26 protein-coding genes are annotated in these 22,985 nt (G+C 65.6%); 18 read left to right on the forward strand and 8 right to left on the reverse strand.

Annotated features, from left to right (window positions below; genetic code table 11):
• Positions 1 to 18: 18 nt before the first annotated feature.
• Both AC1D14_RS16120 and AC1D14_RS16125 read right to left on the reverse strand, forming a co-directional pair.
• Complete coding sequence (locus AC1D14_RS16120) at positions 19 to 990, reverse strand: aldo/keto reductase (protein WP_476881659.1); 972 nt, start codon at positions 988 to 990, stop codon at positions 19 to 21.
• A 17-nt stretch (positions 991 to 1,007) separates the two neighbouring features.
• Positions 1,008 to 1,877, reverse strand: a complete 870-nt coding sequence (locus tag AC1D14_RS16125; protein WP_476968765.1) for an aldo/keto reductase — start codon at positions 1,875 to 1,877, stop codon at positions 1,008 to 1,010.
• A gap of 178 nt (positions 1,878 to 2,055) precedes the next feature.
• Here AC1D14_RS16125 and AC1D14_RS16130 point away from each other — a divergent pair, with 178 nt between their 5' ends.
• From AC1D14_RS16130 to AC1D14_RS16140, 3 genes are all read left to right on the forward strand, one after another.
• Entirely contained in the window at positions 2,056 to 3,000 is a 945-nt protein-coding gene (locus AC1D14_RS16130; protein WP_230121279.1) for a helix-turn-helix transcriptional regulator, read from the forward strand.
• A gap of 128 nt (positions 3,001 to 3,128) precedes the next feature.
• The gene (locus AC1D14_RS16135; RefSeq protein WP_230121280.1) at positions 3,129 to 3,323 is read left to right on the forward strand and encodes a hypothetical protein; all 195 of its coding nucleotides are present in this window, start codon (positions 3,129 to 3,131) and stop codon (positions 3,321 to 3,323) included.
• Positions 3,320 to 3,562, forward strand: a complete 243-nt coding sequence (locus AC1D14_RS16140; RefSeq protein ID WP_476876407.1) for a hypothetical protein — start codon at positions 3,320 to 3,322, stop codon at positions 3,560 to 3,562. Before AC1D14_RS16135 ends, AC1D14_RS16140 begins: the two co-directional genes overlap by 4 nt.
• 35 nt (positions 3,563 to 3,597) lie before the next feature.
• On the opposite strand, the gene AC1D14_RS16145 is transcribed toward AC1D14_RS16140, so the two are convergent.
• Positions 3,598 to 3,807: a dodecin gene (locus AC1D14_RS16145; RefSeq protein ID WP_230121282.1), complete on the reverse strand. Its 210-nt coding sequence runs from the start codon at positions 3,805 to 3,807 to the stop codon at positions 3,598 to 3,600.
• Between the two features lie 91 nt (positions 3,808 to 3,898).
• A complete protein-coding gene (locus AC1D14_RS16150) occupies positions 3,899 to 4,600 on the reverse strand; it encodes a FadR/GntR family transcriptional regulator (RefSeq protein WP_230121283.1) in 702 nt (233 codons plus the stop codon).
• A gap of 150 nt (positions 4,601 to 4,750) precedes the next feature.
• Here AC1D14_RS16150 and AC1D14_RS16155 point away from each other — a divergent pair, with 150 nt between their 5' ends.
• The 4 genes from AC1D14_RS16155 to AC1D14_RS16170 are packed head-to-tail and all read left to right on the forward strand — an operon-like array spanning position 4,751 to position 8,506.
• The gene (locus AC1D14_RS16155; protein WP_476968766.1) at positions 4,751 to 6,256 is read left to right on the forward strand and encodes a four-carbon acid sugar kinase family protein; all 1,506 of its coding nucleotides are present in this window, start codon (positions 4,751 to 4,753) and stop codon (positions 6,254 to 6,256) included.
• Between the two features lie 20 nt (positions 6,257 to 6,276).
• The gene (locus tag AC1D14_RS16160) at positions 6,277 to 7,182 is read left to right on the forward strand and encodes an NAD(P)-dependent oxidoreductase (RefSeq protein ID WP_230121285.1); all 906 of its coding nucleotides are present in this window, start codon (positions 6,277 to 6,279) and stop codon (positions 7,180 to 7,182) included.
• Complete coding sequence (locus AC1D14_RS16165; protein ID WP_230121286.1) at positions 7,182 to 8,057, forward strand: class II fructose-bisphosphate aldolase; 876 nt, start codon at positions 7,182 to 7,184, stop codon at positions 8,055 to 8,057. Before AC1D14_RS16160 ends, AC1D14_RS16165 begins: the two co-directional genes overlap by 1 nt.
• A 56-nt stretch (positions 8,058 to 8,113) precedes the next feature.
• Entirely contained in the window at positions 8,114 to 8,506 is a 393-nt protein-coding gene (locus AC1D14_RS16170; RefSeq protein WP_230121287.1) for a DUF1304 domain-containing protein, read from the forward strand.
• A gap of 22 nt (positions 8,507 to 8,528) precedes the next feature.
• Here the strand turns inward: AC1D14_RS16170 and AC1D14_RS16175 are convergent, their stop codons facing one another.
• Entirely contained in the window at positions 8,529 to 9,008 is a 480-nt protein-coding gene (locus tag AC1D14_RS16175) for a MarR family winged helix-turn-helix transcriptional regulator (protein WP_476968767.1), read from the reverse strand.
• Between the two features lie 123 nt (positions 9,009 to 9,131).
• Here AC1D14_RS16175 and AC1D14_RS16180 point away from each other — a divergent pair, with 123 nt between their 5' ends.
• The 10 genes from AC1D14_RS16180 (at position 9,132) to AC1D14_RS16225 (ending at position 18,632) form a co-directional block, all read left to right on the forward strand.
• Positions 9,132 to 10,085 (forward strand): SDR family NAD(P)-dependent oxidoreductase, encoded by a 954-nt coding sequence (locus AC1D14_RS16180; RefSeq protein WP_476968768.1) that lies wholly within the window; start codon positions 9,132 to 9,134, stop codon positions 10,083 to 10,085.
• 59 nt (positions 10,086 to 10,144) lie between these two features.
• Entirely contained in the window at positions 10,145 to 10,981 is an 837-nt protein-coding gene (locus AC1D14_RS16185) for an amidohydrolase family protein (RefSeq protein WP_230121292.1), read from the forward strand.
• A gap of 1 nt (position 10,982) precedes the next feature.
• Complete coding sequence (locus AC1D14_RS16190) at positions 10,983 to 12,218, forward strand: acyl-CoA dehydrogenase family protein (protein ID WP_476968769.1); 1,236 nt, start codon at positions 10,983 to 10,985, stop codon at positions 12,216 to 12,218.
• Between the two features lie 108 nt (positions 12,219 to 12,326).
• Positions 12,327 to 12,782 carry a MaoC family dehydratase gene (locus AC1D14_RS16195; protein WP_476968770.1) on the forward strand — a complete coding sequence of 152 codons (456 nt, stop codon included), beginning with the start codon at positions 12,327 to 12,329 and terminating at the stop codon, positions 12,780 to 12,782.
• 118 nt (positions 12,783 to 12,900) lie between these two features.
• Positions 12,901 to 14,250: an MFS transporter gene (locus tag AC1D14_RS16200; RefSeq protein ID WP_230120083.1), complete on the forward strand. Its 1,350-nt coding sequence runs from the start codon at positions 12,901 to 12,903 to the stop codon at positions 14,248 to 14,250.
• A gap of 42 nt (positions 14,251 to 14,292) precedes the next feature.
• Positions 14,293 to 15,921: an acyl-CoA synthetase gene (locus AC1D14_RS16205; protein WP_476968771.1), complete on the forward strand. Its 1,629-nt coding sequence runs from the start codon at positions 14,293 to 14,295 to the stop codon at positions 15,919 to 15,921.
• An 81-nt stretch (positions 15,922 to 16,002) separates the two neighbouring features.
• Positions 16,003 to 17,316: an acyltransferase family protein gene (locus tag AC1D14_RS16210; RefSeq protein ID WP_476881653.1), complete on the forward strand. Its 1,314-nt coding sequence runs from the start codon at positions 16,003 to 16,005 to the stop codon at positions 17,314 to 17,316.
• Entirely contained in the window at positions 17,313 to 17,666 is a 354-nt protein-coding gene (locus tag AC1D14_RS16215; RefSeq protein WP_476876420.1) for a GNAT family N-acetyltransferase, read from the forward strand. Before AC1D14_RS16210 ends, AC1D14_RS16215 begins: the two co-directional genes overlap by 4 nt.
• Positions 17,667 to 17,862: 196 nt before the next feature.
• The gene (locus tag AC1D14_RS16220) at positions 17,863 to 18,342 is read left to right on the forward strand and encodes a hypothetical protein (protein WP_230120079.1); all 480 of its coding nucleotides are present in this window, start codon (positions 17,863 to 17,865) and stop codon (positions 18,340 to 18,342) included.
• A complete protein-coding gene (locus AC1D14_RS16225; protein ID WP_230120078.1) occupies positions 18,339 to 18,632 on the forward strand; it encodes a hypothetical protein in 294 nt (97 codons plus the stop codon). The genes AC1D14_RS16220 and AC1D14_RS16225 overlap by 4 nt, the downstream gene beginning before the upstream one ends.
• A gap of 60 nt (positions 18,633 to 18,692) precedes the next feature.
• On the opposite strand, the gene AC1D14_RS16230 is transcribed toward AC1D14_RS16225, so the two are convergent.
• Complete coding sequence (locus AC1D14_RS16230) at positions 18,693 to 19,148, reverse strand: hypothetical protein (RefSeq protein WP_230120077.1); 456 nt, start codon at positions 19,146 to 19,148, stop codon at positions 18,693 to 18,695.
• 154 nt (positions 19,149 to 19,302) lie between these two features.
• Here AC1D14_RS16230 and AC1D14_RS16235 point away from each other — a divergent pair, with 154 nt between their 5' ends.
• Positions 19,303 to 20,103: an SDR family NAD(P)-dependent oxidoreductase gene (locus AC1D14_RS16235; RefSeq protein ID WP_230120076.1), complete on the forward strand. Its 801-nt coding sequence runs from the start codon at positions 19,303 to 19,305 to the stop codon at positions 20,101 to 20,103.
• On the opposite strand, the gene AC1D14_RS16240 is transcribed toward AC1D14_RS16235, so the two are convergent.
• Both AC1D14_RS16240 and AC1D14_RS16245 read right to left on the reverse strand, forming a co-directional pair.
• A complete protein-coding gene (locus AC1D14_RS16240) occupies positions 20,042 to 21,127 on the reverse strand; it encodes an FUSC family protein (RefSeq protein ID WP_230120075.1) in 1,086 nt (361 codons plus the stop codon). The two genes, AC1D14_RS16235 and AC1D14_RS16240, sit on opposite strands and share 62 nt — an antisense overlap.
• Positions 21,128 to 21,327: 200 nt before the next feature.
• Positions 21,328 to 22,920 (reverse strand): MFS transporter, encoded by a 1,593-nt coding sequence (locus AC1D14_RS16245; protein WP_230120074.1) that lies wholly within the window; start codon positions 22,918 to 22,920, stop codon positions 21,328 to 21,330.
• Positions 22,921 to 22,985 lie beyond the last annotated feature (65 nt).

Raw genomic sequence — 22,985 nt, forward strand, 5'->3', positions numbered from 1 at the left:
TGAGCCAGCGCCAGCCCGTCACCAGGCATAGTCTTCGGGTGCGGTGCGGTGCCCCGGGAAGATGGCGTCCAGGCGCTTGAGTGCGTCACCGTTGAGCGTGACATCCAGGGCCCGGATGGCGGCGTCGAGCTGTTCCTGCGTGCGGGGGCCAACGATAGGGGCCGTCACCGCCGGTTGGTGCAGCAGCCAGGCGAGCGCCACGTCGCCGGGTTCGTGGCCCAGCTCTTCGGCGAAGTCCTCGTACTCCTGGATCTGGTCGGAGTGCTTTTTAAGTGTTTCCTGCGCGCGCCCCTCAAGGCGCCGTACGCCATCGCGCTCCTTCTTCAGCACGCCGCCGAGAAGGCCGCCGTGCAGGGGGGACCAGGGAATGATCCCGAGCCCGTATTGTTCGGCGGCGGGGATGACTTCAAGTTCCACATTCCGGGTCAGCAGGTTGTAGATGGACTGCTCGCTGACCAGGCCCGTGTAGTTGCGCCGGGCAGCGGTCTCCTGCGCCTGCGCAATATGCCAGCCGGCGAAGTTACTGCTTCCTGAATAGAGGATCTTGCCCTGCTGGACGGCCACCTCGATGCCCTGCCAGATCTCGTCCCAGGGAGTGTTCCGGTCCACGTGGTGGAACTGGTACACGTCGATGTAGTCGGTCTGTAGGCGCTTCAGGCTCGCGTCGAGGGCCCGGCGGATGTTGAGTGCCGAGAGTTTGGACTCGTTGGGGCGGTCTGTCATGGTTCCGTACAGCTTGGTGGCCAGGACGGTGCGTTCGCGCCGCTCGCCCCCTTGGGCGAACCACCGGCCGATGATCTCCTCTGTCCAGCCGCGATGACCGGTGCCGCCGTAAACATTGGCGGTGTCGAAGAAGTTGATGCCGGACTCCTGCGCGGAGTCCATCATCGAATGCGCTGCGGCCTCGTCGGTTTGAGGGCCGAAGTTCATGGTGCCGAGGCACAGGCGGGAGACTTTCAGGCCGGAGCGGCCCAGATGGGTGTACTGCATGGTCGTGGTCCTTAGGGCTAGAACTGGGAAAAGGCGGCGACGGCGGGATCCGCGCCCACCCGGGTACCGGCCTCCAGTGCATTGATTGATTCGACATCCGCGGCGCTCAGCGAGATGGACGCGGCGGCGAGGTTCTCACGCATACGAGCCGAGTCAGCGGACTTCGGAATCACAATGGTTCCCGCCGCGAGGTGCCAGGCCAGGATGATCTGCGCGGGCGTCGCGCCGCGGTCCTCGGCAAGGGCAGTGACGGCCTGGGCGTTCAGGTCGGCGCCTTGGCCGAGGGGGCTATAGGCCTCGACGGCAATGCCCTGGGAGCGGCTCTTCTCGGCCAGAACCGACTGCTGGAACGTGGGATGAAGCTCGATCTGGTTCACGGCCGGAACGATGCCGGCCTTGGCCAAGAGCGTATCCAGGTGGTCCTCCAGGAAGTTCGACACGCCGATGGCACGGATATTGCCTTCCACGTAGAGCGCCTCCATGGTTCGCCACGCTTCCGTGAACAGGCCTTGCGACGGCACAGGCCAATGGATGAGGTAAAGATCAATGACGTCCAGGCCGAGTGCTTTGCGGCTGTTTTCAAAGGCTTCGGCAGCAGAGCCCTGTTCGCCGTTCCTGAGCTTGGTAGTGATGAAGAGTTCCTTGCGGGGGATCCCTGAAGCCGCGATGGCCGCTCCGACGCCTTCTTCGTTGCGGTAAGCGGCCGCCGTGTCGATGTGCCGGTAGCCGGCCTCGAGGGCGTCTTCCACGATCCGCTGGGTCTCTGCCGGCGGCACCTGGAAGACACCGAACCCCAGCTGGGGGATGGTGACGCCGTTGTTCAGCGTGACCCCTGGTATTTCGAGGCTCTGAGGGGCAGTGGTGGTGGGTTCGGGTGTCTGGGACATGGCTGCTCTCCTGGGTATTTACGGAATCTGGGTATGTACAGAATCGGAAGGCTCTTCATCGAGCCTATGCACCAGGGCCGCCGCCGTCAGTAGATGTGCCTGTCCCTGTTTTTCCTAGGACTGGCAGTCCTACCTTCGTTGTAGAAAGCACCGCCCTGGCAAGTGCAGAATGGAGGGCATGGGTCAGAGCGCTGAGTTTGGAAAATTCCTCAAGGCAATGCGGTCGCGGTTGAAGCCGGAAGACGCCGGCATAGCCGACGGGTCCAGCGCGAGGCGGGTGCCGGGGCTCCGACGCGAAGAAATCGCGCGGCTCGCAGACGTCAGCACCGACTACTACACGCGGCTCGAGCAGGGCAGGAACATCCATCCGTCACGGGCCGTGCTGGATTCAGTAGCCAGGGCGCTCAAGCTCGACGCCGGCGAGCAGGCGCACATGATGGATCTCCTGGAGCACTGTGCTGAATCCGCCCGTTCTCCCGTTCCGGCCCAGGGCGTGCGTCCCGCAGTGCGCCAGCTTCTGGAGGCCGTGGGCGACGTTCCCGCCCTTGTCCTTGGCCGGCGCACGGATGTGCTCGCCGGCAACCGGCTGGCATTCCTGCTGTTTGCGGATTTCCCGGAGCTGCCGCCGGGCGAGCGGAACCTGACGCGCTGGCTCATCCTGGATCCACGGGCGCGTGAACTCTTCCGCGACTGGAAGTCGGTGGCCGCCGAGGCGGCAGGCGCGCTGCGCGTCGACGTCGGCCGGCATCCCAGCGACGCCCAGGCCAACCAGCTGGTGGGGGAGCTGGCGGTGCACAGCGAGCACTTCCGGCAATGGTGGGCGGGGCACCGGGTTGCCACCCGGTCGGCCGGCAGCGTGCGGCTCCACCATCCCGCCGTCGGGGACCTTGAACTGAACTTTGAAAACCTGATCCTTCGGGACGATCCTGACCAGGTGCTCCGGGTGTTCTCAGCGAAGCCGGGCTCCCCGTCCGCCGACGCGCTGGCCCTGCTCGGCAGCCTGGGCGCCCGCGCAGAGGGGGAAATTGCGACGGCGGAGGACGCTTCCACCGCTGCCGAACCGCAGCCGTCAGGTGCTCCGGGCGACCGCCCCGCCGCAATGAGGGCAGCCGAACAGCCGTAGGGCGCCAGAGCGTTGTGCTGCTGCCCAGCCCACCGGAGGGATTCTAGCCATCCGCCCATTGGGTCTGTGCTGCCGCCTTTCTAGCCTTGGAGGAGAACTTCTTCGACCACCAAGGATGACATTCAAGGATGAAACGCATCGCACTGCTCAGGGAACGCCACGCGCCGTCCGCATCGACAGGAACCCACTGCCCCGCATCGGGCCTGTGGACCCCGGATGAGTCGCCGCAGGAAACCCACACGTTCTTTGAAGGCCAGGTCCTTCCCGCTTTCCAGGGTGCACCCACCGTATGGCGCCGCCGGTCCGTAGGCCAGGAATCATGATGCGCGAGGCGGGGCTGCCCCAACGTCCCGCCACGGCCGCCGCACGGCTTGCGCCGAACCGGTGGGCGGAATTGGCGCCCGGCGAAGCGGTGTGGGTCGAAAGCGACGGCTACGGCTTCGATGCCGCACACGTGGACGAAGTCTCCGAGCACCACGAGATGCTCTGGGTGGAGTTTGCCGGACGGGGCCGCCGCCTCTTGTGCGGCGGCGACGCCGTCCAGGTGTGGACCAGGGACTGAAACAGCAGCTAAACCGCCTGGGCTGGCGGCTGGGGTCAGCGCTCCAGCCGGAAGCCGAGCTTGATGGTGACCTGCCAGTCGGCGACCTTGCCGTTGTCGAGGTGGCCGCGGATCTCCTTGACCTCGAACCAGTCAAGGTTCCGCAGTGTCTTCGAGGCCTCGGCTATTCCGTTGCGGACGGCATCGTCCACGCCTTCGTTCGAAGTCCCGACAATTTCAGAAATGCTGTAAGTGTGATTAGACAACTTCGCTCCTCGTGATCGCCATCGATACCCGGCTGCGGGCCGTTCCTGCAGAGTATCGGAAGGAGCGTCCCGGAACTAGGTTTCCAGGGGGTCAGGCTTCCAGGACGTAGCTCCTGAGGTCGTCAAGGGTCTGCTGCATATGGGCGTCCATGGCATCCCGTGCCCGCAACGGATCGCGGGCGGCCAGGGCCTCGTAAATGTTCTGGTGGTGGCCGATTGCGTGTTCCTGGATCTGCGGCACCTCGGAAGTTTCCGTGCGCCGCTTCTCCAGCACGCGGTGCAACGGCTCGAACAGGACCGCCACAAAGACGTTCTCGGAGGCATGAAGTATCAGGTCGTGGAAGGCGAGGTCGGCCGCCACGAACCGGGCAAGGTCGTTGGCATGGTGGGCTTCGCGCATGTCCTCAACGCGGCCGCGGAGTTCCTCCAGCTCGGCATCGGTGATGCGCTGCGCAGCCAGTTCGCAGGCACCAGTTTCCAGCATCCTGCGCAGCTCGATGAGCTGGATCGCCGCCGCGGGTCCGTTCTGCCCCTCGGAGGCTGCACGGAGCACGGCTTCCAGTGACGACCAGCGGTTCAGCGGGTTCACGAACGTTCCGCGGCCGCGTTCCACGCTGAGGATGCGCTGGGCCTCGAGGGTCTTCATGGCCTCGCGGACCGTCATTCTGCTGACCTCGTGGCGTGCGCTGAGCTCCAGCTCACCGGGGACGCTCGCGCCGGGCGGAAATTCCCCGGCAATAATGCGGTCCAGGAGCTCGTCAGCTACGACTCCCACCAGTGATTTGCGTGCCATTTTCCCCGTTCAGCGTTTCTCGCCCCATATGCCTGACAAGTCTACTTGCGCACGTCCTGTGCGTTATGCCACACTAGCAGTCAAACGACAGATGTCTGACATCTGACAAAATTCTGTTCGCAATATAGTTTCGACACAACGGAGTGCACTGTGCCCCTAGAAGCAGACATCCTGGCCGCCTACCCCGCGGAGCTCCAGATTCCCGCCCGGCAGGTAGCCAGCGCCCTGGCCGCCTCCGTTGCGGCGTCCCCGCGTGTGCTGGTGGTCCTCGACGACGACCCCACCGGAACGCAGTCGGTTTCCGATCTCCCCGTGCTCACCCGCTGGGAAGTCGAGGACTTCACCTGGGCCTTCACTCAGGGTGAGGCCGCAGTGTACGTGCTCACCAACACCCGAAGCTTGGATCCGGCGGAAGCCGCGGCACGAAACGAAGAGATTGTGCGCAATGCCCTTGCTGCCGCGCATGCGGGCGCAACTGACGGCGAGGCAGCAGTCCGCCTCGGATTCGTCAGCCGCAGCGACTCGACGCTGCGCGGGCACTTTCCGCTCGAACCCGACGTCATCGCCGCCACTGTCGCCGCCGAGAGCGGCGAGGAAACGGACGGCGTCGTGATTGTTCCTGCCTTCCCCGACGCCGGACGCGTCACCATCGGCGGCATCCACTACATGCGCGGAACCGGAAACGACGCCGGCCAGCTCACCCCGGTTGCGGAGACCGAGTTCGCCAAGGATGCGACATTCGGGTTCGCCAACTCCGAAATGGCAAAGTACGTGGAAGAGAAGTCGCAGGGCCGCTTTGCCGCGGACTCTGTGATCGTGCTCGACCTCAACATCATCCGCGCGGGCGCCGCTGGCAATGGCGACGCCGGCGACCCGGACGTGTCCGCCAAGGCCATTGCCGACGCGATTGAGCCGGCCACCGCCTCAACCCCGATCGTGGCGGACATCGTCACCGAAAACGACCTCCGTGCCCTCGCCCTCGGCTTGGAAGAGGCCGAACACCGCGGCAAGAAGCTCCTGTACCGCGTGGGTCCGCCCTTTGTCCGTGCCCGGATCGGGCAGGAGATCCGGAGCGAGCTCAGCGGTGAGGAAGCCTACGCCGGCAACGTCCCCTCCGAGGCCGGCGGCCTGATCGTCGTCGGTTCGCACGTGGGCGTGACAACGCGGCAGCTGAAGGTGCTGACCGACCAGCACAGCGCGGCCCGCATTGTGGAGATCGACGTCGAGAAGCTGCTGGGGGACGGCGCCGACACCTACCTCGACGAGACGGTGGACGCCGTCGTTGAGGCCCTTCACAGCGGCGACGTCATCGTCCACACGAGCCGCCTGCTTATCAAGACTGACGACCCGGCCGAAAGCCTCCGGATCGCGCGTACTGTCTCTGCCGCCGTCGTCGCCGTGGTCAACCGGACGCTCAAGACCTTCCCGCCGCGGTTCGTCATCGCCAAGGGCGGCATCACGTCCTCCGACGTGGCTGCCCATGGACTGGAAATCCGGCACGCGATAGTCCGCGGGCCGATGCTGCCGGGCATCGTCAGCCTCTGGGAACCGGTGGACGGCCCCGCCAAGGGAATTCCGTACATCGTGTTTGCCGGCAACGTGGGCGACGACGAATCCCTGGCCCAGGTCACCCGCAAGCTCAGCAACACTTTCTAGCCAATTCAATGGAGAACACCATGACCTCGACCTACAAAGTCACCGTCCTCGGCCTCGGCGCCATGGGCCTGCCGATGGCCACCCGCCTCGCCAGCCAGCTCACCGTCCACGGGTTCGACATCGCCGAACCCCGCCTGCGCCTGGCCGAGGAGTCCGGCGTGCGCACCTTTGCCTCGGCGCGCGAGGCCGCCGAGGACACTGACGCCCTGCTGCTGGCCGTCCGCAACAGCGAGCAGCTCAACGACGTCCTGTTCGGTGAGAACGGCGTAGCGTCCGTGCTTAAGAAGGGCGCCGTCGTCATCCTGACCAGCACCGTCGGTACCGAAGCGATCCCGGCCACCGTCAGCCGCTTGGCGGCATACGGTGTGGCGCTTATCGACGCACCGCTGTCCGGCGGTCCCAAGCGGGCCGGTGAAGGGGACCTGCTGATCGTCGTCGGCGCCGAGCCCGCCGCGCTCGAGTCGGCTCGTCCCGTCCTGGAACTGCTCGCCTCCACCCTGACCGTTGTGGGCGACAAGCCCGGCGACGGCCAGGCCCTGAAGACCGTCAACCAGCTCCTCTGCGGAATCCACATCGCAGCCGCCGCCGAGGCGATGGCGCTGGCCGACGCCCTGGGCCTGGACCAGGCGAAGACCCTCGCCGCCCTCGAAGCCGGCGCCGCCGGTTCCTTCATGCTTTCCAACCGCGGCCCGCGCATCCTGGAGGCCTACAGCGAGGATGGCGCCGAGGTGCTCAGCCGTCTGGACATCTTCGTCAAGGACATGGGCATCGTCGGCAAGGCAACCCGTGCGGCTGGCCTCGCCACCCCGGTTGCCGCCGCCGCCGAACAGCTCTACCTGCTGGGCCAGGCGCACGGCCTCGCTGCTGCCGATGATTCCGCGGTCATCAAGGTTGTGGCTCCCACCAAGCGCACCGCCGCACTCTGATGCGCGCGAGGCTCGACGAGCTTGTAAGCTCTGCTCTCCAGCAGGGCGCGGCTGTACCCGCCTTCACGTGCTACGACTTCACCACCGCGATGGCGGTAGTCGGCGCAGCCGAGGAGACGGGCCGCGGCGTCATTCTGCTCGTGGCGCCCAAGACTGCAGCCACCGCGAACGGACTGAGGCTCATCTCAGCGCTCCGGGGCCTGGCCGACGCCGCGTCGGTGCCTGTCGCCGTGCAGTTGGACCATGCCTCAGATCGCCAGGTCATCGTTGCGGCGGTTGTGGCCGGGGCGGATTCCGTCCTCGTGGATGGCTCGTCCCTGCCGTACGAGGAGAACATCGCGCTGGTTCGCGAAGTGCGGGCAGCCCTGGACGCACAGGGGAACGCCGACGTCGTGATCGAAGCGGAGCTGGGGGGACTCGCCGGTGATGAGGACCGGGCGTTCGGCGCCGATTCGGACGCAGATGCGTCCGGCAGCGAGGTGGCCGGCCTCACCGACTCCGCACAGGTGGAGGACTTTGTGGCCCGGACCGGCGCCCAGCTGCTCGCCGTGGCGGTGGGCAACGTCCATGGAAAGTACAAAGGCAAGCCCGAACTGCGCTGGGATGTCCTGCAGGACATCGCCGTGCGAACGCGCATCCCTCTGGTGCTCCACGGAGCATCCGGAATTCCGGCCGGGGAACTGGCCAAGGCCCCGGCCATGAACGTGGGCAAGGTGAACTTCAACACCGAGCTCCGGACCGGCGTTCTTGAAACGCTGGAGACACAAACTGCTGCGCACCGGGCAGACGGCGAGAACCTCCAGGGCCTCCTGGCCCGCTGGAACGACTCCGCCAAGGACTTCGCGACGTCGGCCCTGGCCATGTTGAGCCGCTGAAATACGTTTGAGTTGACGCCTCGAAGCGCAGGGGGAGGGGAGGCTAGGATCGAGCCATGATCCCGGCCTCCCTCGTCTTTGCACTCGTCGCGGCACTCCTGCACGTCTATATCTTCACGATGGAGTCGCTCACCTGGGCCCGGCCGGCCACGTGGAAGCGTTTCGGGGTCGCATCGCAGGCCGATGCCGAGACCACGAAACCACTCGCGTACAACCAGGGCTTCTATAACCTGTTCCTCGCACTCGGCGCCTTCGCCGGGATCGCGGCAGTGCTGTTCGGCCAGCCTCGCGTGGGCTGGACGCTCATCTTCAGCAGCTGCGGTTCGATGTTCCTCGCCTCCGCCGTCCTGGCCTTGAGCGGCAGGAAGTACCTCCGCGCCGCCGCGACGCAGGGCACTGCGCCGTTGCTCGCCGTCGTGGTTGGCGTCCTGGCGGTGCTGGCCGGCTAGCTTCGTGGCGGCTCAGCGCCGCTCAGGCGCCGCCGCCCCACAGCGCCTTGCGCAGCAGTGCCTTGAGCTGTGCGGCTTCGTCATCTGCCAGCCCAGACAGCGCTTCGGACTCCGCCCGGCCGGCGGCCTCGGCGGCCTGCGCCTGCAGCCGGCTCCCCGCCGCTGTGGCGGTGACCGTCTTAGCCCGGCGGTCCTGCTTGCCGGGGGCCCGCACCACAAGTCGGCGCTTTTCCAGCTCGTCCACAAGCGCCACGATTTGGCTCGGGTCAAGGCTGAGGAAGTCGGCCAGTTCACGCTGCGTGGGCTCGAGGCCGCTGTTGGCAAGGATCAGCACGGAGTACGAGCGCTCCTTGAGGTCGAACTCCGCCAGCGCCCGGTTGTTCAGCACCGACCCCGCCGCGTGCAGCTTGGCGAGCAGGAAGCCCAGGTCCTGAATGATGGACGCCGCGACGAGCTTGTCTGCCGGCTCTGTCTGCTGCCCGCCCTGTGTCTCGATGCTCATGCCCACCTCCGATAGTTCTCAAAATAAATCGTTGACTTTTTCAACTATCCATATTTTCATGGATACAGAACAGCATCGCATGCCGGACGGCAGGATGCACGGTCAGCTAGCAAGGGAGCAGCGATGAGCCTGTCAGGAAAAGTAGCAATCGTCACGGGAAGCGGCCGCGGACTGGGCCTCGCCTATGCGAGGGAACTCGCCCGCCAGGGTGCCGCCGTCGTCATTAACGACGTCGACGGGGACGTCGCCGGCGAAGCCGTCAGGACCATCGAGGCCGACCGCGGCCGCGCAGTGGCCGCCGTCGCTCCCGTGGGCAGCACGGAGGCCGCCAAACTGCTGGTGCAGACAGCCGTCGACGCTTTCGGCCGGCTGGACATCCTGGTCACCAACGCCGGAATCCTGCGGGACAAGTCCCTGCTGAAGATGACAGATGAGGATTTCGACCTTGTCATCAACGTCCACCTGCGCGGCACCTTCACCTGCGTCCGGGAAGCGTTCGGTTACTTCAAGGAGAACGGCATCGCGGGCCGGATCATCACGATCGGTTCGCCCACGGGGCAGCGCGGCAACTTCGGCCAGACCAACTACGCCGCAGCCAAGGCGGGCATCGTGGGCATGGTCCGCACCTGGGCGCTGGAAATGAAGAAGGCGGGCGTGACCGCCAACGCCGTCATCCCGGTGGCTGCCACTGCCATGACCAAGACAGTCCCGTACTTCCAGAAAGCAGTGGAAGCGGACGAGCGCAGCGAGTCCATGCCGGCGTTCTTCCGCCGCGAGCTCGGCTTCGGAACGGCCGACGACGTCTCCGGACTGGTCGCGTTCCTCGCCTCCGATGAGGCGGCGGGCATCACCGGCCAGGCGATCGGCGCCGGCGGCGACCGCCTGCAGGTGTGGACGCACCCGGAAGCCGCGGCAACTGAGTACCGTGAGGGCGGCTGGGGATACCAGGACCTCGTGGAGAACTTCAGCTCGCTCTTTGGGGACAAGCTGCAGAGCGTGGGCGAGGAATTCCTGCCGCTGCCCGAAGGCCTGAAGCCCGACACACAGCCGGCGGCAGCGGCTGCGAAGGTCGGCTAGCCGTGGCTGCAAACCGCTACGAGCTCGGCATTGACGCGGCCAAGCTGGACGCGATCGACATGCACGTCCACCTCGAAGTGGACGGCCACGGCCACGAATCGCTGCCGCCGGCCCTGACCGAGGCCTCCGCGAAGTACTTCAAGTCCGAGGACCGCAGCCCGTCGCTGGACCGCATCGCCGAGGTGTACCGGGAGCTGAACATGGCCGCCGTCGTGTTCACCGTGGACGCCAGCACCCAGCTCAAGCACGAGCCCAACAGCATCGAGGACCTCATCGCCGGGGCCGCCCGGAACAACGACGTCCTCATCCCGTTCGGCAGTGTCGATCCCCGCACAGGCGCCGAGGCCATCCAGGGCGCCAAGCGCCAGGCCATCGACCTGGGCGCCCGCGGCTTCAAATTCCATCCCAGCCTGCAGGGCTTCGACCCCTCCAATGAACAGTTTTACCCCCTGTGGGAGGCTCTCCAGGAACTGGGCCTGCCGGCCATCTTCCACACCGGACAAAACGGCATGGGCGCCGGGCTGCCCGGCGGTTACGGCATCAAGCTGGCGTATTCCAACCCGCTCCTGCTGGATGCCGTGGCAGCGGACTTCCCGGAACTGCAGATCATCATGGCTCACCCGTCCGTGCCGTGGCAGGACGAGGCCAATTCGATCGCCACGCACAAAGCCAACGTGTTTATCGACCTGTCCGGATGGTCACCGAAGTACTTCCCGGAGTCGCTGGTGCGCATGTCCAATTCGGTGCTGCAGGACAAGGTCCTGTTCGGCACTGACTTCCCGCTCATCACGCCGCAAAAATGGCTCGGTGCCTTCGCGGACCTGCCCCTGAAGGACGAGGTCCGGCCCAAAATCCTCAAGCACAATGCAGTGCGCCTGCTCGGATTGGGAGCCTGAGATGAGCCTGGATACCGGCCTGGCCCCGGGGCATAGGGCCGTGGTGGAGGAACGCCTCTACGGTGTCTGCGACTATTACGACGCCGAGTCCCTCCTCAGCGACGACGAGCGCCGCGTGCTGGGACGCCTGCGGAGCTTCCTCGATGAGAAAGCCCGGCCGCTCCTGGCGGAGTACTGGGAGCGCGGGGAATTCCCGCAGCAGCTCGCACAGCCGCTGGCTGACCTGGACCTCATGGAACCAGCGGAACTCACAGGCGCCGGCCCGGACCGCAGCCCCGCCCGGGGCATCTACCACGGCTTCCGGATCTTCGAGCTGGCCCGCACGGACGCGTCGCTGGCCACTTGGTACACCGCGCAAGCCGGACTGTTCCGCACAGCCGTCCGCGTGGGGGCCTCGGCGGAGCAGCAGGCTGAATGGATGCCGAAAGTCATCGACTTCTCGCTCAAGGGCGTCTTCTCGCTGACCGAACCGGAGTCCGGCTCCGACATTGCAGGCGGGCTTTTAACAACGGCCCGGCGCGAGGGGGATTCCTGGGTCCTGGACGGCGCCAAGCGCTGGATCGGAGGCGCCGCGACGGCGGACGTCCTTGCGGTGTTCGCCCGCGACGTGGCCGACGGGCAGGTCAAGGCCTTCCTGGTTGACCGTGAAGCCAATGGCGTGACGCTGGAGAAAATCCACGGCAAGACGGCATTGCGGATGATGCAGAACGCCCACATCACCCTTGAGGGCGTCCGCGTGCCGGAATCCATGCGGCTGCACAGCGTGAACTCCTTCAGGGATGTGGCCGCGATGCTCCGGGCCATGCGTTCGGACGTCGCCTGGATCGCCGCCGGCATCCAGGCCGGTGCCTTCGAGGCTGCTTTGCGGTATGTCACGGAGCGCCGGCAGTTCGGCCGGCCGCTGGGATCCTTCCAGCTGGTCCAGGAAAAGCTGGCCCGGATGCTCGGCAACGTCACGTCCTCTCTGTCCCTGGTGGTCCGGCTGACCGAACAGCAGGCGCGGGGCATCTACCGCGACCAGGACTCCGCCCTGGCCAAGATGCAGACGTCCCTGCTGATGCGGGAAACCGTGGCCCTAGCCCGCGAAGTGGTTGGTGGCAACGGCATCACCCTGGCCTCTGACGTCGCACGGTTCCATGCCGACGCCGAAGCCGTCTACTCCTACGAAGGCACCCACGAAATCAACGCCCTGATCGTTGGCCGCGCCCTCACAGGCGAAAGCGCCTTCACCCGCTAAGCCGTACGAACTGAACGTACTGAACCGGACGACAACTGAACTCCACAACGGCAGCGCCGTGCCGCCGTCGTACTTCCGCAATCCCAAAAACCGCCACAGGAGGCACAAATGCCCAATCTCGTCGTCGACTTCGACAAACTGCTCACCCTCGCCGGAACCGACCTCGGCGTGACCGAATACCGCGAAATCACCCAGGAACAGATCAACAAATTCGCCGATGCCACCGGTGACGACCAGTGGATCCACATGGACGCCGAACGAGCCAAAGACGGCCCGTTCGGCGCCCCGATCGCGCACGGTTTCCTCACGCTTTCGCTCATTATCCCGTTCTGGGGAGAGCTGTTCGACGTCGACGGCGTCACCACGAAGGTCAACTATGGCCTGGACAAGGTCCGCTTCACCTCACCGGTGAAGGTCGGTTCGCGGATCCGCATGCAGGCCACCATCGCCGAGGTAAGCGAGGTCAAGGGCGGCGCCCAGATCAAGGTATCCAACACCATCGAAATCGAAGGCCAGGAACGCCCCGCCGTCGTAGCTGAGTTCCTCGCCCGCTTCTACAAGTAGGCCGCTTCCACAAGTAGCCCGCTGCTACGAGCAGTCCCGCTTCTGGAGGCAGCCCGCGTCAAGGACGAAGCGCCGCCTCCACCCCCTTCCACCCACCCCTCTGCTTTAAGGAACAACGATGTCCCAAATATCGCAGCTTCAGGCCATGGACACTGCCAGCCGGCGCAAAGAGGCGCGCACCGTCATTGCCTCCAGCTACCTGGGCAGCACCATCGAGTACTACGACTTTCTCCTCTACGCCACAGCTGCGGCCGTGGTCTTTCCCAAGGTCTTCTTCTCCGGCATGGACGACTGGGTGGGTGTGGTGGCGGCGTACGGAACGTTCGCTGCCGGCTACGTGGCTCGACCGCTGGGCGGCATCATTTTCGGCCACTTCGGGGACAAAATGGGCCGAAAGGGCATGCTGATCATCTCCATGCTGGTCATGGGCCTGGCCTCCACGCTGATCGGGCTGGTTCCAGGCGCCTCCGTGGCTGGCCCGTGGGGCGCCGTAATGCTCGTAATCCTGCGCGTCTTCCAGGGCATCGCGGTAGGCGGCGAATGGGGCGGCGCTGCCCTGATGGCCTTGGAGCATTCCGAATCGGGCAAACGCGGCTTTGCCGCTTCCTTCGTCAATGCCGGCGCTCCGACCGGTGCCGTCCTCGGCACGTTCATCATGGGTGCTTTCTCCTCGCTGCCCAACGACCAGTTCCTTGCCTGGGGCTGGCGAGTGCCGTTCCTGCTGTCTTTCGTGCTGCTCGGCGTGGGCATGTTCGTCCGGCTCAAGGTGTCCGAGAGCCCCATCTTCAAGGCGGCCCTTGAACAGGAACGGCTTGAACAGGGGAAACACGCAACGGCCGCGGCCAAGCAGGGGATTCCGCTGCTCCAGGTCATCCGCAAGCCCAAGACCCTGATCTTCACCATGCTCGCGGGCGCAGCCGGTTTCGCGCTGCAGGTAGTCCTGGCCACGTTCGCCGTCACGTTCGCGGTTTCCAAGGGCGCCGACAGGCAGGGCGTGCTGTATGCCTACGCGGCGGCCTCACTCATCTCCATCGCGTTCGTTGTGATGGGCGGACGGCTCTCGGACAAACTGGGGCGGCGGCCTGTCATGATCGGCGGGCTGGTGCTCTTTATCCTTTACCTGGTGCCGATGTTCCAGCTGCTGTCCTCCAACAACATCGCGCTGATCTTCGTTGCCTTCACCGTGGGCCTCATGATCCACTCCACGCTGTTCGGCCCGCTCGCTGCGTTTGTCTCCGAACAGTTCGGCACCACGTCCCGCTACACCGGTGCGTCGCTGGGCTACCAGCTCGCCACGCTCCTGGGCGCAGGGTTCACGCCGGGCATCGTGGCGCAGATTTTCAAGGACTCGGGCCAAAACACGGCTTCGGTGGTTTGGTACCTCGCCATCATGTCGGTTGTTTCCATCGTCTTCATCCTGCTCACCAAAGAACCGAAGAACAACGATCTGCAGACCGTGAAGCTCTGACCCGCCTCCGCAGGACTACCTTGAGATAAGAAAGGACCAACGATGGAGAATTCAGGCATCGGTTCGTGGCTGCGACGGCGCAGCCCGAAGTCCGGCACCAAGACCGCCCTCATTTCCGGGGACCATGAACTCAGCTACGAGCAGTTGGCCGAACGAGCCGACCGGCTCGCGAACGCCCTGCGGGACCGGGGCGTGGCCCAGGGGGACAGGGTTGGTTACCTCGGCGAGAACCATCCAGCTTTCCTGGAAACGCTCTTCGCCTGTGGCCTTTTGGGTGCCATCTTTGTTCCGCTCAACACCCGGCTGGCGCCTCCGGAAATCCAGTATCAGCTTCAGGACTGCGCAGCCGGGGTCCTGATTTACGCCGAAAGCCTCAGCGACCTCGCCGCCCGCGGCGCCGCCGGGACGGCGGTGGGCAGGCTCATCGCCGTCGACGACTCCGGGGACGGCTCAACTGGGGGCGGCCCAACCGCCGCCGGCCGTCCCGGTGATTCCGCACCGGCCACCGACCAAACCACTTCCGGCGGGAAGAGCCGGGCTGCCGGGCAGCCGGCGCGGGAGGAGTACCGCGACGTCGTGGCTTCCGGTGCGGCGCAGCCCCTTGATGAGGCCGTCGGCCTGGATGACGGTGCCATGATCCTCTACACCTCCGGCACTACGGGTCGTCCCAAGGGTGCCCTGCTCACCCACGGCAACATCACGTGGAACTGCATCAACGTCATTGTGGACTTTGACTTCTCATCCGCCGACGTGGCCCTGATGATTTCACCGATGTTCCACGTGGCATCCCTGGACATGGGTGTGCTTCCCACCCTTCTCAAAGGCGGGACAGTAATCCTGGAAGCCAAATTTGATCCCCAACGGGTCCTGCAGCTCATCGGACAGCACAGGGTCAGCACCATCAGCGGCGTTCCCACCACGTACCAGCTGCTCTGCGAGCATCCGGACTGGGCGACGGCGGACATCAGCTCGCTGAACAAGCTCACCTGCGGCGGTTCCGCGGTACCCCTTCGCGTGCTGGAGGCCTACGAAGCGCGGGGACTCAGGTTCTCCAACGGCTATGGCATGACTGAAACGGCGCCGGGGGCCACGACCCTCCCGGTGTCCCGGTCCCGGGACAAGGCTGGCTCCTCAGGCCTGCCGCATTTCTTCACCGACATCCGGATTGCGGACCCGCTCGGGGATCCCTCTCCGGCCGGAACAGTCGGGGAAATCCAGATCAAGGGACCGAACGTCATCCATGAATACTGGAACCGTCCCGAAGAATCGGCAGCCTCCTACGCCGACGGCGGGTGGTTCAAATCCGGCGACATGGGGTACAGGGATCCGGACGGTTTTGTCTTTGTCTCTGACCGGCTCAAGGACATGATCATCTCTGGCGGTGAGAACATCTACCCGGCGGAAGTGGAGCAGGCCATCATCGAACTTGAGGCCGTCGGAAGCGTAGCTGTCATCGGTGTGCCCGACGAGAAATGGGGAGAGGTGCCCCGCGCGGTGATCCTGCTTCGCGAGGGCGCGGACCTGAGCGAACAGCAGCTCCGCGAGTATCTGGACGGCCGGCTCGCCCGGTACAAGATCCCCAAGTCGGTGATGTTCGTCAGCGAAATGCCCAGGACCGCGAGCGGCAAGATCAGGAAGGCCGAGCTGCGCCAGATGTCCAGCCAAGCCTGACCCTGCTGGCAACCGCCTTGGACCGGGCGGAGAATGGACGGTACCAAGACATTCGCCAGTTCCGCGTTTGTAAGGGGCGCCATGGAGGAATCACTGCGTCGGCCGGGGTCCGTTGCCGGTACAGCCGCGCCGGAGCGCGACCAGGCCATCGACTTGGCGCGGTTCGCATGCCTCACCCTTGTGGTGGTGGGACACTGCATGATGACCAGCCCGGTGCTGCACCCCGACGGCACGGTCACCACAGTCAACACCCTCGCGGAACAGGACTGGTTCGAACCCGTTATCTGGATCTTCATGGTGATGCCGCTCTTCTTTGTGGCCGGCGGCATCACCGGGCTGCAGTCATGGCGGCGCACGCAGGCCCGCGGCGGCAACGGCTATGAGTTCGCCCAGACGCGGCTGCTGCGGCTCATCCGGCCGGCGGCGGCGCTGCTGGCCGTGATGTTCCTCGGTTTGTGGGGTGCCCTGCTCCTTGGCGTTGCGCCCCAGGTGGTGGAACTCATGGCCAGCGGGGCCGGCATGCCGCTGTGGTTCCTCGCAGCCTATCTGGCGGCGCAACTGAACATCCCGCTCCTGGCCCGGCTCCATCGGCGCGCACCTTGGCTGACACTTTGCGGCCTGGCGTCCCTAATTGTGGCGATCGACTGTCTCCGCGGCGCCATGCCGCTGCTCGCCTATGTCAACATGATTTTCCTGTGGTGCGCCGTGCAGCAGCTCGGCTTTTTTGTGGCCGACGGTTATCTCGCCAGGCGCAGGATTTCCTGGCTGGTCGGGCTGATCGCCGCCAGCAATCTGCTGCTCCTCGTCGTTACGGGTCTGGGTCTGTACCGGAACAACATGCTGGTGAACCTGAATCCTCCCAACTTGTGCCTGCTGCTGCTCGGCGTTTCGCAGGCCGCCACGCTGCAGCTTTCCGGGCCCGTGCTGGGCCGGCTCGCTTCCATGCGGTGGGTTCGGACAGTGGTGGCATTGGTCGGCCGCCGTGCGATGACCGTCTACCTCTGGCACCTGCCCTTGCTCGCCGCCATGACCGGCTTGCTCCTGCTCACCGACTTCCCCAAGCCCGTGTCCGGAACCGCCGAGTGGTGGTGGTCGAGGCCGCTGGTGCTGCTTGGCGTTGTTGCCCTGCTATTGCCCGCCGTCGCATTGTTCGGCCGGCTGGAGGAACGGCCGACGGCGGCGCACTCGCGCGGGCGGCCTTCTGCCGCGGTGGTGACCGCCGCCGTCGTCGTCTTTATCCCCGTGGCTGACGCCGCGTTCAACGGGCTGACGCTCACCCTGCTGGGCGGGGGCGCCGCCTGCTTCACGCTCGCTGTCCTGCTGCTGGGCCGGGTGCCGGTCCGCGCGGAGGAGCCATTGCCAGCACAGTCATTAAGTGCCAATGTCGAACCATGACGGAGAACACGGTATCCACCGAGGACCAATTCACCCCGGATGTCACGACCTTCCGGAACGATGCGCTCCACCGCTACGAGCTGCACGTCGGCGGGAAACTGGCGGTCAACATCAGGATCATGGACAAACCCGGCCACGTCGACTTCATTCACACGGAGACGGCCGAAGAGTTTAAGGGCCAGGGCCTGGCCAACGTGCTGGTGCACTTTGCGCTGGACGACGTCGTAGCCGCGGGAAAACGCATCATTCCGCACTGCCCGTTCACGGCGCACTACCTCCGCAAGCATGAGATTTACACGCAGTGCATCGACTGGCCGGAGGAGGCCGCCCCCAAGCTCCTCGGTACGTGAGAACTCCGCCGGATACGGCAGAACACCTCGGGACGGTCCACCGGCCTTAAGCTGGCGTGCGTGCCCCGGGCGTTGGCGCCAAGCGTTCGTGCCCGACGTTCGTGCCCGGTGCCGCGACTTGTGACGCCCGCGACAGTTCCGTACGATTAAGTCTGGGCTATGCAGTTGGCTTACGGACTTTCCCTTGGAGAATTCTTTGAATCACAAACTGCGTGTCCTGGTCCGCGTGGATCTCGATCCCGGACGTGTCACCCTCGAAATTGGTGGCTGCCTGACCCAGACGAACTTCCCCGTGCTGCTTCACCTCCTGCTCCGCGCCCAGAGGCTGGGTACCGGCCCATGCATCACCCTGGACTTCCGCGGGTCTTCGCACCTTGAGCCGTCAGTACTGTCCTACCTGCAGAACGCCGCACTGCCGGAACCGCATGACAACAGCGAACATGCGGACGTGCATCCTGAACTAGGAAATGCTGCCGCTGCCGCCCTTGAAGACGCAGACATGTTCCAACTGACCATCCTCGAACCCGACGACATCCCGGTCTGCCCCATTCATTCCGGGGACGCCGACACCGAGCTGGTACCTGGCGCGCTGCCGCCGCTGACCGGGGCGGTTGGCCACCTGCCCGCCGTGAACGGAAAACTTGCCGGGCTGGTTGAAGCGGGGAGTGCCAGATGAATGAGAAGGACCTTGCCCGATACCTCGACGAAACCGTCGATCCGGCGGCGACAGTGGCGGCGATGCCCGAATCCGCGCTCGCAGAACTGGCCGATGCCCTGTACCGGCATTTGGACACCCCCAGCCCCGCTTTCGGTGCCTACGCGTGGTACATCCAGGTCGCGGACGAACTCCAGATGCGGCGGCCGGCAGCCACCGCGCGTGAGGCGGCGGACTCCGATGATCACAGCTCCGGAGGGCTCGCCGGCCATTCCGGAGGGCTCGCCGGTACTGAGGTGCCGGCCGGATAGCTTACGCGGCTGCGGCTGAACGCGGGCACCGCACCACCCCGTCTGGTGGATCCGGGTGGATTACGACGGCGGGGGCTGCTTTTCGCGGTTGCTGCCCCACTGGGTGGCGTGCCAGAACAGGAGCCCCAGCAGGCCGAGGACTCCGGCGAACAGCAGGAAGGGTGCGAAGCTCATCCACATATAGCCCATCTGCGGGGACTCGACTGACGTTGGCGCGTTGAGGGATTCCTGAGCGACGTTGAACGCTCCGAAGGCGGCCAGGATCAGACCTGCAACAAGGACCCACAGGACCGCGATGAACGGGTTGACCGGGAAGCGGCCTCCCCGCGGGGTGAACCCTGCCCCGGAGGCCTCGGCCGAACTCCATTCGCGGGCGCCAGGGCCGTTGGCCCCGGGGCTGTGGGTCCCAGGTCCGGGCGGGGATTCGCGGCCGGGATTCGCACGACCGAAATGGGTCGGATTTCCGTGTACATCAATCTCGCGGAAGTCGATCGGGTCAGAACCGGCGTCGGGCATGTCCCCCTGCTTCCTGCCGCGCCCCGACTGTACGCCTGGGCACAGGCCCTGTTGAAACCTTGTAGGCACTCTACTCCGCGCTCCCTCCGGCAGCCACGGATTCTGCAGCGAACGGCCCGGAGGCAAACCGCCCGGATGCAATTAGGCTGGGGCCATGACACCCAGATCCGGCAGTACAGCCCTTGTCACCGGCGCCACCGCGGGACTCGGAGCGGAGTTCGCGCACCAGCTCGCGGAGCAGGGCCACGATGTGGTGCTGGTGGCCCGCGATGAGGCGCGGCTGCAGTCGGTGGCAGCAGAGCTGACGCGGCGGTTCGGAACCACGGCTGAAGTGCTGCCCGCGGACCTGACGGACGACGACGGCGTGGCCGCCGTCGTCGCGCGTCTCTCCGACGCTTCTCGTCCCGTCGAAATTCTGGTGAACAATGCCGGGATCGGGCTGCTGCACGATTTCGACCAGAACAGCATCGAGGACGAGAAGAAGCACCTGAAACTGCACGTGGAAACAGCCATGGAGCTCAGCCACGCCGCACTGCAGGGGATGCTGGAACGCGGATCGGGCAGGATCATCAACGTGGCGAGCGTGGCGGCGTTCCTTCCCCGCGGTTCATATTCGGCGGCGAAGGCCTGGCTGCTGAGCTTCAGCCGCTGGGCCAACCTCGCGTACTCCCCGAGGGGAGTAAAGGTCACGGCGGTCTGCCCGGGATTTGTCCATACGGAGTTCCACGACCGGATGGGGATGGATAAATCCGTGGCTCCCGGCTGGACCTGGCTGCGTCCGGGCAGAGTGGTCCGGGAAGGCCTGGCGGACAATGCACGGGGCAAGGCGGTTTCCATTCCCACCAAGCGCTATAAGGTCCTCGCTGCTGCCGCGCGGATCCTGCCGGACCGGATCACGGCCGGGCCCCCGAAGAAGCCGAAGGAGCCGGGGCGGGCCTCCGCCGGGAACGGATAAGCACCACCACCAGGATGCCGGTCACGGCACCTACGAGGGTCTCCACGCCGCGCTCGGCAATGAGGATGTAGGGGTCGGCCGGAGCAGCCAGCTGCGTCATGAGGAGAATGACCGGGGTGAACGAGACCATGGCCAGGCCATAGTGCCGCGTCATGAACAGCTCAGTGGTGAACTGGAAGGTGATCACCAGGAATGCGAGGACGGCGGCTTCGGCTCCCGGAAAAAGGTGCAGCAGGGCCCACGGCCCCGGCAGCAGCACGACGGCGACGATCACCAGCCCGAGCAGCGTCCCGATAATGCGGTGGATGCCGCGGTGGACGCTGCTGGGCAGGTCGGCCCCCGCGAGCGGAACGGCGGCCGCCGCCATGGCCCAGTGCGGATGGCCGCTGCCCGTGAGGACGCCGACCGTACCGGCTGCTCCCACCGCCAGTACGTAGCGCGCGGCGTGGATGACGGCCTTCCGCCGTAGCCGTCCCTGCAGCCGGACGGAGTCCCTCGCCGCGCCGGGGTTCCAGACACGGCCGCGGACCCAGCCGCCGAAACCGACGAAGAGCGAGAACGCGGCCGATCCGGCGCCGATAAGCAGGGCGCCGTACCAGGGAACTGCCGTGGGGACTGAGGCGCAGGCGCCGAGGGCGAGAATGCCGAAAAAGGGGCCATTGGGCTTGAGGCGGACTTTGTCCGAGTAGACGGAACCCACCCCGGCAAGGAGGGCTTCGATGGCTACAAGCCACCACGAATGAAGGTGGTTGACGGAAAGGAAGACACCTACCCCGACGCCGGAGAGCAGCACCAGCGCCGCCTGCAGTTGGTGCCGCAGCCGGAGCTGGTGGGGCTCATTCCGTCCGTACATCCCGGTCAGTGCCCCGAACACGGCATAGATGATCAGGTCCGGCCGGCCGCAGAGGAGAAGCAGGAATGACGGAACCGCCACGCTGACGGCTACCCGCAGTGCGGAGAGATGGTCGTTGTTGGATGGCCCCAGGCTGTGCAGCTGCCGGACGTGGCGAAGGACAGGCCGCACGGGAGCTCCTCCAACCGTCTACGCTGGCTGCCCCCGGCTGGAGCAGCACCCTAGAAAAAGTAACACCGACGGAGTGACTCCGCAGTGGTTAAGGCGACACAGTGGTTAATGCAACACAGAGCGAAGGCCCGCCCGGCGTGCCGCCCCCAAGGACAGCACGCCGGACAGGCCTTCATCACGGAGACGGAGCTGCTACCGCATCAGGCGTTGGCAGGAACCTTGGCCTGGTCTGCGTCCCGGTCCTGTGTGTCCTGGGCCTCGAACGGCAGTTCGTCGAGGTCAATCAGCGGGTTCTCGTCCTGCGTGGCCACGAGTTCACGGGCCTCGGCCTGCGTGTCGACGCTGGGCATGGAGCCCGGCAGCGGCCGCTGCGCGGATTCCTTCAGGAAGTAGATCGCGACTGCACCGATGGCCGAGGTGGCCATGAGGTAGTAGGCAGGCATCATGTCATTGCCCGTGGCGCTGATCAGGGCGGCCACGATGAACGGGGTGGTGCCGCCGAAGATCGCTACGGCGAAGTTGTAGGCGATGCCCATGGCGCCGTAACGGCTTGCAGTGGGGAACTGGGCCGGCAGGGCCGAGGCCAGGTTTGCCACGTAGAACGTCACGGGGAAGGCGACCAGGGCCAGGCCGGCCAGCGTTGACCAGATGCTGCCGATGCCGATCAGCATGAAGGCCGGGGCGGCCAGCACCACGGTGCTCAACGCGCCGATCCAGAGCACCGGGCGGCGCCCGATTCGGTCAGACAGCTTGCCGGTCAGCGGAATGCAGAGGCTCATGATGACCAGCACGGGGATGGTCAGCAGCGTGCCGTGAACGGGATCGTAGCCCTTGGACTCTGTCAGGTACGTGGGCATGTAGGAGGTGAGGGCATAGCCGGCGGTGTTGGCGGCGGCCACCAGGATCATGGCCACGATGAGGGAACGCCAGTAGGCCTTGACGATGCCCAGAGGCCCCTTGACGGCAGTCTCGTCTCCGGCGGCTGCATCCTTGGCCTGGTCTTCCTGGGCGTCCAGGGTGGCCTGGAACTGCGGGGATTCTTCGATCTTGCTCCGGAAGTAGACGGCGATGAGGCCCAGGGGGCCGGCGAGGAGGAACGGCAGGCGCCAGCCCCACTCCTCCATGGCGGTCTGGCCAAGGGTCAGCTGCAGCACGGATACGAGGGCGGCGCCGAGGGCGAAGCCCAGGTAGCTGCCCATGTCGAGGAAGCTGGCAAAGAAGCCGCGCCGCTTGTCCGGGGCGTACTCGCTTACGAACGTGGTGGCGCCGGCGTATTCACCGCCCGTGGAGAAGCCCTGGATGAGCTTGAGTACAACCAGGAGCGCCGCGGCCCAGATGCCGATCTGCGCGTAGCCGGGCAGGAGGCCGACGGCGAAGGTGCTGGCGGCCATCAGCATCAGGGTTGCGGCCAGAACCTTCTGGCGGCCGACCTTGTCACCGAGCCAGCCGAAGATCACGCCGCCCAGCGGACGGGCAATGAAGGTCGCGGCGAAGGTGCCCAGCAGGAACAGCGTCTGGACTTTGGCATCCGCCTCAGGCAGGAACACCGGTCCCATGGTGGTGATCAGGTAGCCGAACACGCCGACGTCGTACCACTCCATGGTGTTACCCACGATGGTTCCGCCGAGCGCCTTCTTAAGCATGGGCTGGTCAACGACATTGACGTCGGACACCTTGAGCCGCCGACGTGCGAGCAGCTTTGGTTTCTTTACACCCTGGGGTGCCACTTGGTTGGTTCCGCTGGCGTTAATAACGCCTGCTGAAGAGTCGGTCGTGCTTCGGTCTGTGGGCATTTGGGCGACTCCTGTGGAGGTCATTTGCTTGCGACTTGTAGCTGCCCCGCTCCGGGCAGGCCTTC

This window comes from Arthrobacter sp. P1_B11 (assembly GCF_056406715.1).